This window comes from Moorena sp. SIOASIH, assembly GCF_010671925.1.
GTDB lineage: Bacteria > Cyanobacteriota > Cyanobacteriia > Cyanobacteriales > Coleofasciculaceae > Moorena.
In genome coordinates this window covers 389,872-409,359 of record NZ_JAAHIH010000005.1, presented here as the reverse complement: position 1 = coordinate 409,359, position 19,488 = coordinate 389,872, and the positions used below count along the sequence as shown (strand labels likewise).

Genomic DNA, 19,488 nt, shown 5'->3' with positions numbered 1-19,488 from the left:
CAGCTATCAGCTATCAGTTATCAGCTATCAGCTATCAGTTATCAGTTATCAGCTATCAGCCCACGCTACTTGAGGTGCCATTGGCCTAAGGCCACGGCTGACCGCTGACCGCTGAATGCTGACCGCTGACCGCTGAATGCTGACCACTGACCACTGACCGCTGACCGCTTACGCATCATTGGCTTAGATTCTGGCTTGGTTGAGATTGATTGCTCGGTTGAGTTTTATTTGATTGCTTTAATACCAGCCAACCCATAGTAGCCGCGACTAATACCCCAACCACCCCAATCATCAACCATTTCAGTGGTTTGTTTTCTGAATAATTATTAATTATATCATTGTTATTTTTTAGGGCTTGAATCACCGCCTGAGAAAACGCAGTTAACCCCACCGGTTCAGTAAAGTAAACGAAGTGATCGCAGCCGATTTCCTGGATTTGTGGTTGTGGGTTCCGGTCTGAACCTACGCTTTTTATACTTTGTACTGTAACAGCGATATCATTTGGTTGCTCAAAGAAAGCCACTGCTACAGCTTTATCAAATAACTTCTGCATTAGTCGTTGCAAGGGACTAGAAGTTTGATTGGCTTCTGCTTTCAGGGCGGCAGGAATAATAGATGTATTACCAGCAATAATTGAGTAAGGTACTTTGGGGTCGGGACTTGCTGCTAATTGTTGCAAGAACTCAGAACCGGGATGCATCTGGTCTAGGGAAATATCAATAGTTTCAATCTCATCAGCAAATTTGTTAATAGCCTTAAGCAAAATCCCCATCACTGGTGCTGGCCAAGTAAATTCTGACAGCCCATTTAAACCGATACTTAAGGTAGCTAACGCCCAATCTTGAACCGTAGACCAAGGGCAACCAGCATTGGGTGTACCTAGCATAATTAAATGCCCAACCACCTGATTACCTCCTTCTCGTTCAATAAACCAACGAGAAACCAACCCTCCCATGGAGTAGGCGACAATGTGAAAAATTTTACCGTGGTTCTCCCCTAACCCTACAGCTTGCAGTCTCTGCTTCAGCAATTTAGCATTCTCTACAATTGAGGTATTTAAATTCTCATAATCATAGCTGAGTACCAGGTCATACAATTCGGCCAGGGGTTTTTCTGTTCCATCCACCTCAACCTGGGCGGAGCGAAGGCTGGGCAGCAAGCTCTCAGTATCACCAATAATACCGTGTATGTAAAGGACTATGCGTTGGGCTTGGGCAACCCGCGACTTGACTTGTTCAACCTCTCTTGTATAGTTGACTGTATAGTTGACCACTCCAGAGACAGTGACATCCGCTGCTGCCAAAATGGGGTAATTAAACTCTAGCCCCAGTTGTTGAGACACTACTTTTTGGAAGAAAATTCGGATCGAACCCCCCAAGCTGCGGCTACCTTCACTAATTGGTTCTGTTAACCGTTCCAGTAAAATCTCCGTTTTGCCCTCCGGGGTAGACCGAGCCCGTCCCAAAGGCAGGAAAAACTCCCCATCGTAGCTAATGGGTAACAGTTGTTCATTAGAAGCAAGGGGTCGATCAACAATAACTTTCAGGGGATTTTTCGGTGTAACCGCTGACGGATTTTCCACCTCAGTTAATTCCAACCCGCTTAAACCAGGATCCGTTCCCCGACTGCTAGTAAACTCAAAGGACTCTATGCCCGGATGGTCCTCCCGCACTATCGGTGGTAACATGTGGTTACCTAAATCCCTGGTTGATTGGGTGAGAGTGGTTAGACGTGCCTTAGCTCTCAATTCGGAATGGGCGTATAGGGCGGAACCTACTCCCAGAAAGACATAGTCGTCCCCTCTGGGAATTGGAGTAGTGTGTAGAGGACGCACGGTAGTAATGCTAATTTGGCTAGTTAACCAGTCATCATAGATTTCATCGTCTTCTGGTCTGCTGGGGAGATCACGAGCTGGAATCCTTTGCATCAAGCGGTTAAGGGTACCATTACCGTGACGGGGTGTAAGCACGGGACGTTGAGGTAGGTCAAGTTGTGGTTGTTCGAGCAAAGTGGCATCAAATTCCGTCGAGCAGACAATCAGTTTGAGAATATCTTTAACTTCCGTAATCCCCGCTTCTTGCCATAGTTGTTGGGGAACCGTAGGACAAATCGGATTTCCGTGATTAACCCAGGCTTGATCTCCCTCTTGCCCCCTGGGTTGCAGCCAAATTCCGCCCCCATCTAACAACTCAGCTGAGACGGCGTAACGGTCGGTTAAATCGAGCAGAGCGCAATAAAGCGGCTCATTACTAGTGTTTTTCAGCTTAATTTTCAATGTGGGCGATCGCCATGTGCCATTTTCCTGTTGATATTCCAGGGGAATTTGAGTCTCTAGCAAAAGTGACCCATCCTGCTGGTAAATCAGCATTTGCACAGCATCCGGGCGAATGCGGGTGGTGGCTGGGCTGGCAAGTTCAGCGATATTCAGCCAACGGGTGATATGTTCTAATCGCTGAATTGCCTGCAAGGCAGTGGCATCGGTGTAACCTGAAATGGCAGCCACTAGAGGACGGTCATCCGCTGGTCGTGTAATTAAATAGTTACCGTCACGAGCCAGTAATTTCAACTCGGCAGCTTCAGGGGTTGCCACTTCCCGAACATACAGGGAAGGCTGATTGTGACCAGTGTTGAGCAGGGTGGTACGGGCTAATTCTACACCAGCTGGTTCTCCTGACAATAAAACCCCTTTCGGTGGCAGGGGCAGACTAGTTATTACTGCTTTCCAGGTCATTTCGGGATCTAAATCCCCAATACCACTAATTTGAATTTGACTCAGCTGCGGCATTACTTCGACAATTTTTGCCTCACCTACTGCCGTTGAGAGTTGGCGAAGTTCCTCTGTGGGGGTGTCAAAGGGAAACAAGGCCAGTATTGTGGTCTCATTCCCAACAGGTTGAGAAATGCCGTGAACCGCACCACCATCAATCACCCAGTCGTGGTTTTTGTCATAGAAGACAGTAAAGTAGGGTGTACGGTTAGCGATCGCACCGCCGAGAAAAGGTTGGTCTAAATCACTCAACTCCGTAGCTTCGATTTGGGGAGATTGGGCGGTGATCTTACTGCGGACTAGGGCATTGACACGCTTGAATAAATCCCGATAAGTCAGGCTGCCATTGGCTTTCTTCAAGGTATCCAGCAAAAAGTGAGAAAACGCACCTCTTGGTTGCCCATTGTTGTTGTATTCTTTCGCCGTCTCACTATCTCGACAAGCGGCTAGGACGATATGTTTTCCTGTGGGGAAACTCCAACCACTAGGATTTTTTTCCGGGCTGAGGCCAGCTGATAATTTGTCAGTTTCACTCAAGGAAAAAATAAAACTATCCCAGGGTCGCTGGCGTTTGTCGGTGGAAGTTTTACGAACTGCTGTTTCTGCTTCTAGTCCGCCACGGGTGGCAGAACCGGAGTGACAGCAGTCTAAAATAATAACAGTGTGGGGGTTGTTCTCAGCTACCTCAGAAATTAGCTTGGCTAACTCCTTATCCGCCAAGTCCCAACCCCCCTCAGTGCGACTGTCATAACAGACTAGAGTTTCATCCAATCGGTCTGGCTCTATTGTCCAAAACTCTTGTGGGGCTTGCTCTTGAGAACCATGTCCCGCGTAATAAAAAAAGGCTACATCTTCACGGCTAGCTTGACACAAATGCTGCCGAAAACCATCAATAACTGCCTGACGGGTAGCATCTTGATTCAAGAGTTTGCGGATGTGCAGTTTATCTCCATCTGTAGCGACCCGCCCTTGCAAATATTCCTGTATTTCTAGGATGTCATTGACACAGCCATTCAAAGAAGGAACAGGACTGGGATATTCATCAATACCTACCAGCAGCGCATAGATATTATCGGTCATGCCATTGTCTTAATACTTATCGAAGAGTGCCCCTGGCTGAGTTGGTAAATTCTCGCCCAAGAATATAACTCCTGGATTATAAACCTCTATCTGTTTTTCCTGGAGAACGGGAACTAGTAGTTATATTAGATTCTGGTGCAGTAATTTCTTTAGTGTCTTGATTATCTGTTTCGACCTTTTCATCACTCGATCCAGCTTTTACTTCAGTTTTTTCAGGAGTTGTTACTGTTTCCTGAGAGTCGGAGCAAGCGTCCCCTAAGGGGTTAGTATCGCCAGATGTATTTTCTAGTACTTGCTCTTCATAATTTTTGTTAGGTTCTGTATTTTCCATAGCCACTTTTATGAACCCCAATTGTTATGATACAGGGCAAGGGCAAGACTCAATAAATTCTTCTTAAAAAGAGTGATAAATAAGCACAATAGTGCATATAATCAAGGCTTACTATGGTCATAACCCTTGATCTAAATCACATTTGGGTAGATCACATTTTGGCTTAATTTTTCTTGCCCTTAGCTTGCTTTATCATAATAATGTATACTTCTAGAATAGCATATTATAAGCTGATTTGTCAAGGGGGCTAGAACCATTGCGGTGCCAGGCTTCACTCTTTCTCTACTGCACCTAAAGCTTTTAACGTGTTTTTCTGAGGTTTGGTTAACCCAATGGCGTTTTTAATATTCATCCGTTCATAGGGTCGATCAATTCTCAGGGTTTTTATACATTCACCAGTGTCAAGATTCCAAAGCTTAATGGTTTCATCTTCGCTGCTACTCACTAACACAGGACGATTAGGACTAAAGGCAATTGAGCGGACAGCTTTGTGGTGTCCCTGAAATAGTTTGAGAACAGTACCTGTACTGATATCCCACAGTTGAACAGTCTGGTCATCACTGCCACTGGCTAAACTCTTGCCATCTGGACTAAAGGCAATTGTTCTGACTCGAGATGTGTGACCGGATAAGGTTTGTAGACATTGCCCCGTCTCAACATCCCACAGTTTAATCGTCTGGTCTCCACTGGCACTCACCAGCAGATTGGCACCGGGACTGAACACAACCGATAAAACCCAATCCTCGTGACCTGGCAATGTTTGTAGACAGGTTCCGGTAGTGACATCCCAAAGTTTGATAGTGTTGTCATGGCTACCACTGGCTAGGATTTTACCGCAGGGACTGAAACTAATGGTTTTGACCTGCTGAATATGCCCTTCTAAGGTGTGCAGACATTCTCCCGTATGCCAATCCCAAAGCTTTACGGTTTGGTCACGACTGGCACTTGCTAAAATTTCGACCTCTGGACTGAAGCTGACCGAATGCACCCAACTATCGTGTCCCCACAGTGTTTGCAAACACTCTCCTGTATTTGCATCCCAAAGTTTGATAGTTGTGTCGTCGCTGCTACTGGCCAGAATCTGATCGTCTTTGGGAGCAAAAGTGACTGATGAGACCAGATTAGTATGTCCTGACAAGGTTTGTAGACATTGCCCCGTCTCAATATCCCACAATCTTACCCGTTGGTCTTCGCTGCTACTGGCCAACATTTGACCATCTGGACTAAAAGCAACGGATAATATCCAATTACTATACCCCTCCACTGTTCTTAAACATTGTCCTGTGTGGATATCCCATAACTTCATGGTTTGGTTTTCACTCACACTCAGCAAGGTTTGACCATCGGGATTAACAGCAACCAACCAAATCCGTGAAGGGTAGCTATTACCTAAAGGGGAATTGCGATACTCGTGGAACGTTTGCAGACATTTCCCAGTTTCCACCTCCGAGATTTTAACCGTTGTATCCTCACTACCGGTCACCAGTGTTTTACCATCTGGGCTGAAAGCCACTGACCACACATGACTGTTGTAGTCTGGTAAGGTTTTGATACACTCACCACTGGCTAAATCCCAAAATTTTACCGTTGTGCCATCACTTCCAGTTGCCAATGTTTCTCCATCTGGGCTAAGGGCAATCGATAATATCCAATTGATCGGGATTTCTAGGACTTGCAGGCAAGAACAAGTGTTGATATCCCAGACTCTCAAAGTTTGGTCTTCACCCGCAGTGACCAACGTTTGTCCATTGGGACTGAAGGTAGTAAAAAATACCGGATTGCTATGCCCTGACAAGGTTTGCAGACATTTTCCAGTGTGAACATTCCACAGCTTTACCGTTTGGTCATGGCTACCACTGGCTAACATTTCCCCGTCTGGACTAAACCCTAGGGATTGCACCCAACTGGTATGACCTCGCAGTGTTTTCAGACATTGCCCGGTCTGGACATTCCACAACCTGATCGTTTGGTCGTTACTACCACTAGCTAAAATTTCTCCCTCTGGACTAATAGCCAGACATTGCACCCAAGCCGTGTGACCATTGTAGGTAATAATTTGTTTGATGTTGGCAACGTCCCACAACCAAATCTCATTATCAACACTAGTTGCCAGGAGTTTCCCATCTGGGCTAAAGGTCGCTGATAAAACCCCCCCTAAGGTGCGAGTAAAAGCTGACTTACTTAAATCGGCTTTGGCAAAGTTGACTCGATGCAAATTCATCCCCTGTAGGTAAGCTTGCCAAACCGTTAAGTTAGAAAAATCATAGCCAGTCAGGTCAAGATCAAGCTGCCAGAGTAAATTCAGAACATTCCCCCCGGCATATCCAGGTTTTCGAGGGGGAAAAGACTTCAGCTTTGATAAAATTTGATTCAAATAGTTTTGCACATTTTCTGGGAGGCCAAGCAGGTTGAGGAGTTGCTCGGTAATCGGTTTGAGAATCAGCTGAATTTGGGCATTTCTCACATAATCTTTGGCTTGGGCTTTGATTAAGGCACAGCGCTCCAATAGTGCTATTTCTCCCGTTTTAATTTCTTGAAAAATCTCTTCAATTAAGCGATCGCTGACATACTCCATCACCACGGGTTGTTGAGTAAATTTCCCTGAAGTATTCTCAATCAGTGAGCGCAATTGTAGAGATTCTAAGGTTTCTAATAAATGTTTGAAGGAAACAGCCGGAATAATGTCCCCTTGTAGCTCCTTAAATGAAACCCATTCTCGATTAATTGTCAACCAGTACATCACCTGTTGTTCTATAGTTGACAAGCGATTAAACTGCTGGTCCATTAAATCGGAAATATCACCAAAGACAATCGTGCCTTCTTCTAAAAACTGAGCCACATCGCCGTCAAACAACTCATAAATTGTCGTGGCAACAATCTTCAAGGCTAAAGGATTGCCCCCATAAAACTCTACCAGTGCTTGACATTCGTCTTTTGAGACAGAAAAGCCTTTTTCGGCGAGAATTTTCTCCCCTTCTCCCTCGGTTAAGCCAGGTAACCTCAGGGAACGAATCGGAGCGTTGACACCTTCTTTATTTCTAATTTCTCTGGGTTTCTCCCGACTGGTCAACACCAGACAACTTTGATGGTTAGTCTCGCCCCAGCTTCTGAGCAGCTGCCCATAGCCTTCATATCCTGGGCGATAGGCTCCTGCCCGTTGGTCAGGGGATAGAATTGACTCTACATTATCTAAGATGAACAAACAACGCTCTGCCCGCAGATAGTCGATTAAACAGGATATTGTACCATCTAAGCTTTCTGGTAAAGTCGTTTCTTGCTGATCAGACAAAAACCCAATCAGGTCCGTCAAAAGCTCGTGAATGGGTGGGGCATTACGCAAACTTCGCCAAATCAGGTACTGAAATTCCGATTGTAGAAGCTGGGCTAACTTCACAGACAAAGTTGTTTTACCAATTCCACCCATGCCAATTAAGGTAATCAGTCGGCAATGGTCATTAATAATCCATTGTTTGAGTGTGGCTAATTCTTCCTTGCGCCCGTAGAAATTGGTAACATCAATTGCTTCTCCCAAGTCTTGGCGTTTGCTAGAGGTTGTGATCTGTGGGTTTTGATCTACAGCCTGGGATGGCGGATCATCTACAGCCTGGGATGGCAGGTCAACATCCAAATTGGCAATGGCTCTCCATTCCAGTGCCAATTTATGACAAATTTCTTCAAAAGTAATATAGTCAACGGGTTTACCGGTCAGGAAGTTGCTGACTGTGGCTAAGGCAAACCCCACATCTTCAGCCAAAGCCCTCTGGCTCGGAAAACCGTTACGCCTGACTGCCAGTTTAACTTGTTCAATGCACTCCTGACGAACTTTGAGCGACCTGGGCATGGCTGATGGGATCATGACTGTCGAAATTATACCATTGACACAGGAAAAGTCAGTCACAAGTCAGTCACAAGTCAGATCATCTCAGGCGGTAAGTCAGTATGCAGTGGAGTTTGATGAATATATGAGGTTCAAACAACTAGAACCTGATGTTCAAAAACACTCAACTCGAGAAATTAAGTCATGTCAATTTACCAGTTCACTAATAACTTAACCAGCAGAGCAATCACTCTCTTAAGTATGGATGCTGACAACGATTCTGATTTGGCACCACTCGATCCGTCTGAGATAACTACTTATTCTGATAATGACGAAACAACTAAGATTGACAGTATTGCATCAGGTGAATCAGGTTATGCATCTCTTGACGCATATTCGTTTGCTATAGCGACTAATTCAGGGTACTACACGTTAAATGGAGATATCACTTACTTAAATGGTTTTCCTGTAGCAGACGTGGTGACTGATTTTGAGACTACTGACATTGAGATTGGCAGTACGAATATCGCAAGCTATTTGGAAGCGTTTAACTTTGTACGTTACATATCGGCGAATCCTACTAGCACCGTTGCTAAGAACTTTAATGACGTTGTTGCCAATAGTGATGCCACCGACTTAGTCAGTAACGTAACGGCATTTTGTCAAGAGATAGATGTCTTTGCAAATGTGACAGGCACATCCTGGAGGCAAATGACTTTATGGCAGACCAGAGATTTTTCACCATGGGTGGGAACCTATTATGTCTATCCTACAGGAGTTTCTGATGAAGATGCACTATCACAGTTGGCACAGATAGATATTGTGTTCGATTCGACAACTAACGAATCTACCGCAACACTCACAATGACTGATAGCGGCGAGTCTGTTGGCCTGAAGTTTGCATGGGAAACATCCTCCGACGATTCTGAAGATGAATATGTATATATTGTCAATACTAATTTCGGCGAGGGTACGGACCCCGTAGAGGTAAAACTTCAACCAAGTTGGGTGACACTTACGGTTGACAGTGTATACCAAACCGTTGGAGCCTTTTCAGGAACAGTCGGAGATCAAGATGTTTGTGCTTCACCCAATCAATATGACAGCGATGACGACAGTTCAGATTCCAGCAGCAGTTCTGGTCTTACATCATATCAAGAATACAGCTTAGTCTCCTCAATTACTTCCCAAGGTATCGGTTTGGCCATGCTAATTGTTATGGTGATAGATAGTATTAAGGCATCAAGAAAAAGCGGAAGCGCAGGCAAAGAGATTATGAAAGAACTGTCAACAAAGCTTGACGAATATAATGATCGCCTTGAGAACTTTGAGGAAAGCCAGAAAACATATCTGAATGATATAGCCGAAGCTCAAAGTGAACAATTCCAAGATTCCATAGACAAAGCAGAAGACCGATTAAAGAATGTCATTGAGGCACAGGGGTATACAGATGACAACACAAAAGCGGCAGCGAGTTCCATTGAGACTGCTAAAGATGGCTTGAAGAATGGAAAGACTCCGGAGACAATGCTAGGATATGTTCAGGATATGGACGAAAAGGTAGCATTTTCAGAAGATGCAGCCTTCGGGGATAGTAAGCCGTCGGCTCAAGTGGAATTAGCTAAGCAGACTGCAGAAAAGATAAATAATGCAGAGGAAATACAAAAAGAGATAGACGCACGGAATGAACAACAAGAGAATAATGAGAAGGAAAGTCCTGAGCTAGATGAAGACTCTCTGCTTGAAGAAGAAGTAGATGTTGACCCAATCGGGAAGTAATCAACACTTCTTCCGTGATTGGAATTAAAGAATGATCGCTCCCAAACGGGCTTGGCATAAATTTTCCTAAATGCTGTAGTTTAGGGGAGACCTAAGAAATAAAATGTCCCACCATTTTACAAATATTCCGGTCAAAACCGAGATATATGGCGGTGTCCCCCGGTAGAGCGACACTAGCGGTGGGACATTTTTTATCTGTAAGTGCCTAGACACTTTTCAGGAGAAGTCTTGCAAAAGCCCTTGATCAGCCTAAATGCCTACATATTTTAGCTGTAATTCCAAAAATATAAACCATAAACAAAATGGCCACAACCCTAACTTTTGATAATCAACTCAATCAAGAAGTTGTTGTTTATAGTTCATCATCTGATGGCTCCCAAACGGGACTGGACTACCTAGGAACACTAACCCAATTGATAGAGGTAGCTGCTCAAAAATCTCAACCCTATACCCCTGGTGACGATAGCGTAATAGTCTTTATTGTTGCCAATCAGAAAGACGACTCACCCATCGTTCGCTTTCAATATTTTAGTTTTGAAGTCCCGGAGACCCCCTATGAAATTACACAAGCTGATGTGGACAGCATGACGCAATCTTACGCTTTCGTGCAATACATGCTATACCACATGGATGATGCTCTGATTAAGCAATTTGATCAAACCTGGGATACGGATGTTGCAGCCAAGGATGCTACAAAGCTAATCGACGATATCAATGCTTTTTTTGCAGGTACGACGGATTACAAGAAATGCACCTACGTATCTTACAGTATGGCCATTGCCCATTACAACCGAGAATTAACAACCAAAGAAAAGGGTGTATCTACGAACCCTGAAAAACTGGTAGATGACCTGGGATTTGCTCCATTGCCTTTTTTTCCAGAACTCACCATAAAAGATGTACATTTTAAGACCGAGACGAAGGAAATGGCTCTTGCCTTGTGGGGTACACTTCATCTTTCTGACATACCGGGTATACCAGGATGGGATAATGTTGCAAATTGGTTCGATAAAATAGATCCGGTCTGTTTGATTGTCTTATCTCCTCTTAATCTTGAATTTGCTTACTATTTCACCACAAAAACCTGGAACATTCCCATTTCCAGTAGTAAAAGCCTCAAATTGACCAAGCCGGAATTGAAGTTGTCCTATTCACCTATCTTTAAATTCGGATTGATAGAATTAATCGGGGATCTGAGTTTTAAATTATGGGATACAGACTATGACGCAACCCTTTCAGCAACCCTTGACAGCGAAGAACTAAACTTCGCCGTTGATCTGAAATCAGAAAATATGTTTACCTGTCCCATTGCCAAAGGATTCCATGTCGATGAATTTGGGATTGAGATGGGGATGTTTTTCAAGCCTGCAGGCTTTGATTTCGGGGTTAGTGGCAAATTTCATATTGGAGAGGAAAGTCAGAATATACAACTGGAAGACGATGAATTTGCCGTCGTTCTCAATATTCAGGGTGAGGCGGTAGAACCCATGTACCTTTCTTTTTATGTTCCCAAATTAGACATAAATGAGCTGGTGGAAATATTTACAAATACTTCCCCCAATATCAACATCCCGGTTTCCCTGTCAGACTTATCTTTTTATTATGCTCCAGATGCGGTAGTACTACCAGATGGGACGTTAGCAGACATGGGCTTGGGTTGCAGTGCTGCTATTGATCTTTTTGGTTTTGATTTCTATGCCATGTTCAAGATCACCTTTGGTACTGGTATCGCCATCGATGCCCAATGTAATCCGATTAAACTGGGAAGTATAGTCAGTATAACTGGAGATGGGAAAAAGGTAACTCAGAATGTAGATAAAAATGGTAATCCCATCAAAAATAATGAAATTGCTACTAAATCGGCAGATCGACAGCAACCTTCAGGAACTCCAAAAACATTGGTGAATGCGGGGGGACCGGTTGTTCATGTCAGTTCTAGTGCATCTCCATACGTTCACATGGATATCGATGCCAGATTTTTGGATGTTGTCGGCGAAAAAATAGTTGCTGACATTGGCAACAGCGGAGTTACATTCAACCTCAAAAAAGATGGGTTGATTACTTCTGATTCCATCTCATTTACGATGAAGAGTTGGGAACATTGTGAGGCTAGCTTCACCTTTGGGATCGATAAAGAAATACCATTGCCCTTCACTGGAAATCTACACTTGCAAACTGAAGTAGAAACAGATGTAACTGTACAGTATAAGAGTAATACTGTAGCCATTATCGCCGATATTCAGTTTCTATTTGAAGGATTACAGTACACACTAGCCTCTACAGAGATTGATGTCAATATTTTAAAACTTTCGGATCTCATTAGTAAGATTGAGAATAAGATAGAAAGCACCATCAAGAATTTATTTGGCGACCTTTGGAATGATGGAAAAGAGTTGGCGACGAAGGTTGGGACTTGGGTCAAGTCGAATATCATTACCGGCATTAACGACTTAATGGCTGTTTTTAAGGATTCGCCCTTTAATTTGAATGCCAAGGATTCTGCTGATGTCATGAACAGCCTGGGTTATGGAGCCGATGTAATTGCCACCGGATTGAAGGATGTCTACGGCGAAAGCATGAATGATGCGGCTGTGATCATGAAAGGTGTTGGGGTAGCGGGGGATGCTACCGTAAAAGGATTGTCAAGCGCTTATAATGCTTCCACACAAGCGATTGCAGAGGCATGTCATTATGCAGGATATGGTGTAGATGAGGTGGCGAAAGGTTTCAATGAATTAGGAACCGCTACTGATGTTGTTGGAGATGCCCTAAAAAGTACTTATAACCTGAGTAAAGATGCGGCTGAATCTGCATTGAAACAAGCAGGATATGCCGCCGATGCCGTTTCTAGTTGGACAAGTAGTGCTTTCAAAACGGTCAGTGAAACCGCTAAAAAAGTAGTACATTACTTAGACCCCAGTCATTGGTAATCAAAGTGCAACTAGTCCGCATTTAACCGCTCATATTGTGTATGACAAGCCGAGGCGTGATTATATTTTAACCATTAGCAGAGCATTAAACTATGTCTATTAACAATCAAGTAAATGCTTTTTTAGCAGCGCATCAAAAATATTATCCAAATACGGAGGACTTAATATTTGAAACCTCCATCAGGGTGACTCCCGTAAAAATTAATAAAAATGGTCGGATGATCATTTGGAAGGATGGAAACGATTCTTCTGAATACCAGCCAGTGTACCATTTCTTGGAACACCTGAATGCGCCGCAAGAGGTTTTGTCCGCTCAGAAAACACATCGAGAGGGAGGCCGTCAAGGTGTTAGTATCAGTAGTACGGAGAAAGGCAGCGATTATCGTTTATATGTAAAGCCCAAGGCAACAAAAACAAAGAAAGCTGATTATATACGTTGGAGATGGTCAGAAAATGGTTTATTGGATGAATCTAATTATTATTTCCATTTTCTTCCTGAAACATCTGATGGTTTGAGCATACAAGATTTTATACCAGAAGCTGCACAAAGGCTGCTGGACAATTCATTACTTAATAGGGTTTCTGGTTTTTGGCTTCGGTATAATACTCAAAATGAAATCGATCAGGTTTATTTGACCTACCCCTGGTTTCCCAGCGTGAAATCATTACCGGAATTGACATCTGTTTTAGATAATATGGGGATCAATCGAGACCTGAGAGCTTCTATTGATGACATCCCGATTCGGCATATCGCAACAGACATTAATGGGCAAATACCTTCTTTGACTTTATATTCCCATGCAAAATTGAGCCAGCCCTTGCCGACAAAAGAAGAAGAATATCAAAAATATATTTTTAAAAATGCACGCAAGATTAGTAGGGATATTAAGCATCATATTCTCAACAATGTTCCTAAAGTGACCGATAGTCTGAACGAATCAGTGGAAGATGCAAATAAATATCCTGCTGAACTTTTGCAACTTGTGTTTGGGAAAAAAATGCAGAATCATTATGGTTTTTTCTTAAATGGCTCAGATGATCCAAAAGAAGATAGCCAGCAAGCTTTTGATCAGGCAATTATCGATCTTTTTCTACATCTTCCCAAACAAGGAAAAATTTATGAGATCGGCTGTGACTGGGGTAATGTACTTTCTAAGATAAGCACTGCTTTAGATTGTACTGTTTTAGGAATTACCCATGATAAAACACAGTTTAAACATGTAGTGGAGCTAGATATTTATGTTAGATTTGGCAATTTGGAATCTACTATGCCCCCTGGCTATTTTGATGTGGTTTTACTACTGGAATCCTTTAGTCATATAAAAGATAAAATTGGATTCCTGAAGATGTTACGTCTTTTTACAGATAAACTTGTTATGCGTGTGAATTGCCATAACGGAGGCTCTATCGCTGCCAGTCTTATAAAAAGCAAATATCCGATCCAATCAACCGAGTTAAAAGAAATGCTACAAGATGCAGGATGGACCATCAAGTATTGGAATGATAGACGAGCAGAGACTTTACCAACTATAAAAGTCTGGTATGATCGCTTGCAAAACCTTCCAAAGATTTCCGGCAGAAAGATTGAAGAAATGAAAACTTGGTGCTCAACTGTGCTGGAAAACCCTCAAGAATGGGCCAACAATCATCCTTTTATCGAAGTTGTAGCAGAATAAATGGAGAATCAACGGATGCCATAATAAATTAAAAGCTTCAACCCTTTGAAGCTGATAACAATAGAGATTAATCGTAGGGTGGGCAGTGCTTCATAGGGATAAAATTAGCTTGTAATTTGTTGGTTAACCACTACCCACCGACCTCAAATTAACTATCAATGATTTATCTAGATTTTTAATAAGATTACTGGTCTGGTGGGCAGTGCCTAATACCAATTCAAACCCTGACAATCCTTTTGATACGCACTGCCCACCCTACATCTTCTCTAGATTTTTAATAAGATTACTGGTCTGGTGGGCAGTGGCTAATACCAATTCAAACCCTGACAATCCTTTTGGTACGCACTGCCCACCCTACATCTGAAGAATGGAGAATGGAGACTGAAGAATGAAGAATGAAGACTGAAGACTGAAGACTGAAGAATGGAGAAGGAAGACTGAAGAATGAAGAATGGAGACTGAAGAATGAAGAATGAAGAATGAACTAATTCTCAAGTCTCAAGTCTCAAGTCTCAAGTCTCAAGTCTCAATTCTTAATTCTCAATTCTTAATTCTCAATTCTTAATTCTCAATTCTTAATTCTTAATTCTCAATTCTAAAAGTGCAATCGCGAAGCCCTAGCCGTTGGTAACGTAGCTCGCTTACCGTAAGGGTAAACCAACATTAATTTTTCTTGATTTCAATCCCATAACCTTTGAATGGGATAAGCATCAAACTTGACATCTCTACTAATCAAAACAAGGGAGTGATTGATAGCTTGAACAATTAACATTCTATCAAAGGGAACGCGATGATTCGACGGAAAAGTAAGTGCTGAATATAACTCAATATCTTGATCGAGAATGGGTAAAATTTTAATATTTAGAGATTGCAATTCTTGAAATAACTCTCCAATAGGTCGATAGATTTGCAACCTATATTAATTTTAATAGAAATATCCCAAAGGCTAACAATACTAAAATAAAAGTTTTTTTTGGTATCAATAATAGCCTTTGCTTTAATCGATAGATGGCTATCACCTAGTAAATACCAAAGAAAAGCATGAGTATCAAGAAGAGCTTTCATGTTACATATATTCCGCCAAATCTTCTAATGGTTCATCAAAATCATCTGACATAATGATTTGACCTGCCCAACTACCATAACCCTGAGTGGTTTCCATCTTTTCTTGATGATATTGTGTATTATTTTGATATTTTTCTCGTAAATAGTCGGCATAATGTAATAGTTCCGTCTTGAGAGATTCAGGCAGACTAATAACGACTTTCCATAAAGCTAACTCAGTATTCATAACTTTTATTTTAAGATAAAGGGATGAATATCTACAATTTATTCCAATTATAGGCAATAATAGCCTCAGGAGAGGGGAGACTTGCCAAGAATTCCAAAACTTCGGCCATACCGGAAAAACCTTCTTGAGCTAGATTTACCAAGAATTTTGGGTTTAAAGCCCCGTCCTTCTAGGACGGCTTTTTAGTTGACACTTTTGTTGTACATTGGTATAATGTTGCTATAGGGTACAGGCTGAAAAACCGTTCGCGTAGCGTGGCCTTTGGCGATGGCTGAGCCGGGAGAGAGACCCGTAACTTATTGACCTTAAAGTAGTAATGCCCGGAGGGTAGGGAAAGTCCTCCTTAAAAACCCAATCATCAATTAACCGTTGGTGTGTGAACCTGAGCTTTGCACATTTTGAGAAAAAAAACGGTACGGCGGGGCACGCCGAAACCAGGTGAAACGAGAGAGGAACGGACTTCATAAGGCACTTTCTAAAAAGTAACCGAACGCTTAGGGAGAATTGCCCGCTGGGTCTGCTATAAACCAAACTGAACTCTTGGTCTTGACGGGTTTTTGGTTTGGGTATTGCTTAGTTTTTGACGGCGTCAATGATTGAGATATAGCGGTTTAAGGCAGCAAGGCCGTAGGCCACGCTACGCGAACGATGAACTAAGAATCCCCGTACTTCTAGGACGGGGAGTGTCAACTAGTTCTTCAGACAACTGATAAACTGAGATGTGCTGATGTGGCGATCAAGTTACGAGCTGCTCCAGTCTGGCGAGAACTTCAGCAACAAACACTGGATGTAGTGGTTTGGCTACACTCTGGTAAAGGTAACGGGAGCTAAAATCACTACTGGTCTACCACTACCTCCCTATTCAACACTTCTGCCTAAAGCCCTCTTCCCTATTTTCTCGATCTTCCCCCTCTTCCTTCCTCATATATAGCACTACGCATTCAGGTTAGGACGTTGATACAACCAGCAAAAGCTCTTTTAGTCAACTTTAGCCTTTTGCCTTTTGCCTTTAGCCTTTAGCCTTTAGCCTTTAGCCTTTAGCCTTTAGCCTTTTGCCTTTAGCCTTTTGCCTTTTGCCTTTTGCCTTTTGCCTTTTGCCTTTAGCCTTTTGCCTTTTGCCTTTTGCCTTTTGCCTTTAGCCTTTTGCCTTTAGCCTTTTGCCTTTAGCCTTTTGCCTTTTGCCTTTTGCCTTTTGCCTTTAGCCTTTTGCCTTTTGCCTTTAGCCTTTTGCCTTTTGCCTTTAGCCTTTTGCCTTTTGCCTTTAGCCTTTAGCCTTTAGCCTTTTGCCTTTAGCCTTTTGCCTTTTGCCTTGCGCGTAGCGCTATACAAACCGTTATAATGGATTAAGCCAATTGCAGTAAATCCCTGTCCCACATACATCTAGCTATTGATCAGGCAGTATTCCATCGGACCATCCTGTCGGTGGAATGCTAAAAAAAGCACTACTCCCATCACTCCTCTAAACAAAATCTAATGTCTGGTAACTCACCCCCACTGATTCAAACCCTGACCCCAGACCGTTGGGCAGGGTGGAGCATGGACTTTATCGGGGCAGGCTATATCGCTTTATTTGTCAAAAATGGTCGGTGCGTGCGGGTATGGAAACCAGGCCGTCATGTCAGCTTTGCCCTACCCTGGCTAGAAAAATGTGAACTGCTCCTAGTAGACAGCAAACTCCGGCACTTGCCTATTACCTCCCAAGGAGACTTTCTATCCCGCGATCAGTATCTTGTCAATGTCTCTTTGAATGTAATGTATCAAGTGGTAGATGCCAAACGAGTTGCCCTAGAAATATCTGACCCCATTGCTGCCCTAACTAGTGCCGTTAAAGATAGCTTAGGAGTAGCAATTAGTCACCTGAGGATGGAACAGTTAACCAATCAGGGACGAGTAGACGTCCGACAATACGTTCTCGACCATGTTGACGTTTACTATAGCGTAGGCTTTTCCATCGAAGATGTGCGAGTCAGTGACATCAGCTTTCCTAACACACGGGGGATAATTCGTCAAGTCGAAGGCATGAGTGCTCGACAGGAAGCAGAACATGAAGCGGTCCTAAAAATGCAGATTGCCAATGCTGGTCGCCCAGAACTCTCTGCACCACCAATCCAGCAAGTCAATATCCTCCCTGGTGGAGAAGCTAACTCTAAACACTCCATTGTCAATCAGGAAGTACCTAGGGCTACAATTCCAGACGAATCAGCCGCCACACCTAGTCTGCCGATTCGCGATCAACCAGTACTTGCCCCAACCGTACTTTTTTCCAATCCTACCCCACCAAGCAAGGGGCGTTTAGTAAACCGTTCATCCGGTACCATCATTGTTTTGTCTGCTAATCCTTTCACCATTGGCAGAGAACCCACGAACACCCTAGTGTTAGAAGATGCGATGTGTTCTCGCAACCATGCCCAAATTCTCCAAATTCCAGAGCCTCAGGACAAAGTGCGCTATCAAATCATTGATGTAGGTAGTTCCAATGGTACTTTTGTGAACCAACAGCGGCTTACCTCCCATCAACCCTTTTGGCTCAGTGCAGGAAATGTGATCCAGATTGGTAATCAGGAATGGACTTTCCAGTTACCTTGAGCAGTTGATCCGCATCTAATACTCTACGAGGCAGCATTACCGTAAACGTAGTGCCAAAACTGACATCACTGTTTAGACTAATTGTCCCACCATGAATATCGACACATTTTTTGACAATAGCTAACCCCAGTCCACTACCAGAAATATTTTCTACATTCGAGCCTCTATGAAAAGCATTAAACAGATTATGTTGGTCTTTCCTAGGAATACCAATCCCGTCATCACTCACCTCAAAAATGACTTGGTTATTTTGACAGGCAAACTTGATCAAAACCTTACCTCCATTAGGGGAATACTTGATGGCATTGTCAATCAGATGGGTAAGGATTTGCAGTAGCAGCTTAGAATCAAACAACGGTCGCCCACAGTTTTGATCAATGTTTAAAATCAGGCGATGTTGATCACCATAGTGCTGTTGCATGTCATCCACTAGATCACGCACAAATACCCCTAAATCCAAAGGAGTAGGCTGAAACTCCAGTTGTTCAAATTCTGCCTTATTCAGGAACATCACATTACCCATTAAGTCCGTTATCCGTTGAACAGCCTCTCGGATCCGTTGAAAATGTTGGCTTTGCTTAGATTTATCCCATCTATGGCAGTAAGCTTCCAGCAGTTCAGAACTGGAGAGAATGCTAGTCAAGGGCGTGCGGTACTCATGGGAAATGGCTATGATCATCCGAGATTTCAGATGATTGAATTCTTGTTCTTCGGCTAGAGCTTTGCGTAGCTGAGCTTCTAATTCTCGCAGTTGCTGGTTTGCCTGTTGTAGATCAGCAGTGCGTTCCGCTACCCGTTCCTCTAAGTACAGATTTTGGTCTTCTAGTTGTTTGGTCAGGAAATGCAGTTGTAAATGCACCTTGAGACGGGCTAACACTTCTTCAGTCTGAAACGGCTTAGTGATGTAATCTACAGCCCCCAGGGACAAACCTTTTATCTTATCAACCGTGTCATTTAGAGCAGTCATAAAAATCACTGGTATTTCATTAGTTGCCGGATTAGATTTCAGTCGGCGGCAGGTTTCAAAACCATCCATTCCCGGCATCATTACATCTAACAAAATCAGATCTGGTGTTGCATATTCGGTCTGATCGATAGCCGTTTCACCATCAGTTGCTACCAAGATTTCCCATCCCGAATTTGCGATCGCTTCCGACAACACTTTCAGATTCGTGGGATTGTCATCAACGATCAAGATAGTGGCTTGCTCAACTTTAGTGATAGTCATGGA

Annotated in this window: 10 protein-coding genes; 4 read left to right on the top strand and 6 right to left on the bottom strand. The window is 43.1% G+C overall.

Features of this window, described 5'->3' with window-relative positions; all coding sequences use genetic code 11:
- Positions 1-175: 175 nt before the first annotated feature.
- From F6J90_RS28830 to F6J90_RS28820, 3 genes are all read right to left on the bottom strand, one after another.
- The gene (locus tag F6J90_RS28830) at positions 176-3,847 is read right to left on the bottom strand and encodes a caspase family protein (RefSeq protein WP_293101600.1); all 3,672 of its coding nucleotides are present in this window, start codon (positions 3,845-3,847) and stop codon (positions 176-178) included.
- Between the two features lie 76 nt (positions 3,848-3,923).
- Complete coding sequence (locus F6J90_RS28825) at positions 3,924-4,178, bottom strand: hypothetical protein (RefSeq protein WP_293101597.1); 255 nt, start codon at positions 4,176-4,178, stop codon at positions 3,924-3,926.
- A 271-nt stretch (positions 4,179-4,449) separates the two neighbouring features.
- A complete protein-coding gene (locus tag F6J90_RS28820) occupies positions 4,450-8,019 on the bottom strand; it encodes an NB-ARC domain-containing protein (RefSeq protein WP_293101594.1) in 3,570 nt (1,189 codons plus the stop codon).
- 180 nt (positions 8,020-8,199) lie between these two features.
- Here F6J90_RS28820 and F6J90_RS28815 point away from each other — a divergent pair, with 180 nt between their 5' ends.
- The 3 genes from F6J90_RS28815 to F6J90_RS28805 all read left to right on the top strand — a co-directional run bounded on the left by F6J90_RS28815 (position 8,200) and on the right by F6J90_RS28805 (position 14,380).
- A complete protein-coding gene (locus F6J90_RS28815) occupies positions 8,200-9,774 on the top strand; it encodes a hypothetical protein (RefSeq protein WP_293101591.1) in 1,575 nt (524 codons plus the stop codon).
- A 302-nt stretch (positions 9,775-10,076) separates the two neighbouring features.
- Positions 10,077-12,704, top strand: a complete 2,628-nt coding sequence (locus tag F6J90_RS28810; protein WP_293101589.1) for a hypothetical protein — start codon at positions 10,077-10,079, stop codon at positions 12,702-12,704.
- A 92-nt stretch (positions 12,705-12,796) separates the two neighbouring features.
- Complete coding sequence (locus tag F6J90_RS28805) at positions 12,797-14,380, top strand: hypothetical protein (protein WP_293101586.1); 1,584 nt, start codon at positions 12,797-12,799, stop codon at positions 14,378-14,380.
- A 679-nt stretch (positions 14,381-15,059) separates the two neighbouring features.
- Here the strand turns inward: F6J90_RS28805 and F6J90_RS43780 are convergent.
- Positions 15,060-15,254, bottom strand: coding sequence for a hypothetical protein (locus F6J90_RS43780; RefSeq protein ID WP_366513932.1), 195 nt, complete (start codon positions 15,252-15,254; stop codon positions 15,060-15,062).
- 192 nt (positions 15,255-15,446) lie between these two features.
- Entirely contained in the window at positions 15,447-15,671 is a 225-nt protein-coding gene (locus F6J90_RS28800; RefSeq protein ID WP_293101583.1) for a DUF2281 domain-containing protein, read from the bottom strand.
- A 1,473-nt stretch (positions 15,672-17,144) separates the two neighbouring features.
- On the opposite strand from F6J90_RS28800, the gene F6J90_RS28795 reads away from it, so the two are divergent.
- The gene (locus F6J90_RS28795) at positions 17,145-18,257 is read left to right on the top strand and encodes an FHA domain-containing protein (protein WP_293101581.1); all 1,113 of its coding nucleotides are present in this window, start codon (positions 17,145-17,147) and stop codon (positions 18,255-18,257) included.
- Here F6J90_RS28795 and F6J90_RS28790 read toward each other — a convergent pair.
- Positions 18,199-19,485, bottom strand: coding sequence for a hybrid sensor histidine kinase/response regulator (locus F6J90_RS28790; protein WP_293101578.1), 1,287 nt, complete (start codon positions 19,483-19,485; stop codon positions 18,199-18,201). The two genes, F6J90_RS28795 and F6J90_RS28790, sit on opposite strands and share 59 nt — an antisense overlap.
- Positions 19,486-19,488 lie beyond the last annotated feature (3 nt).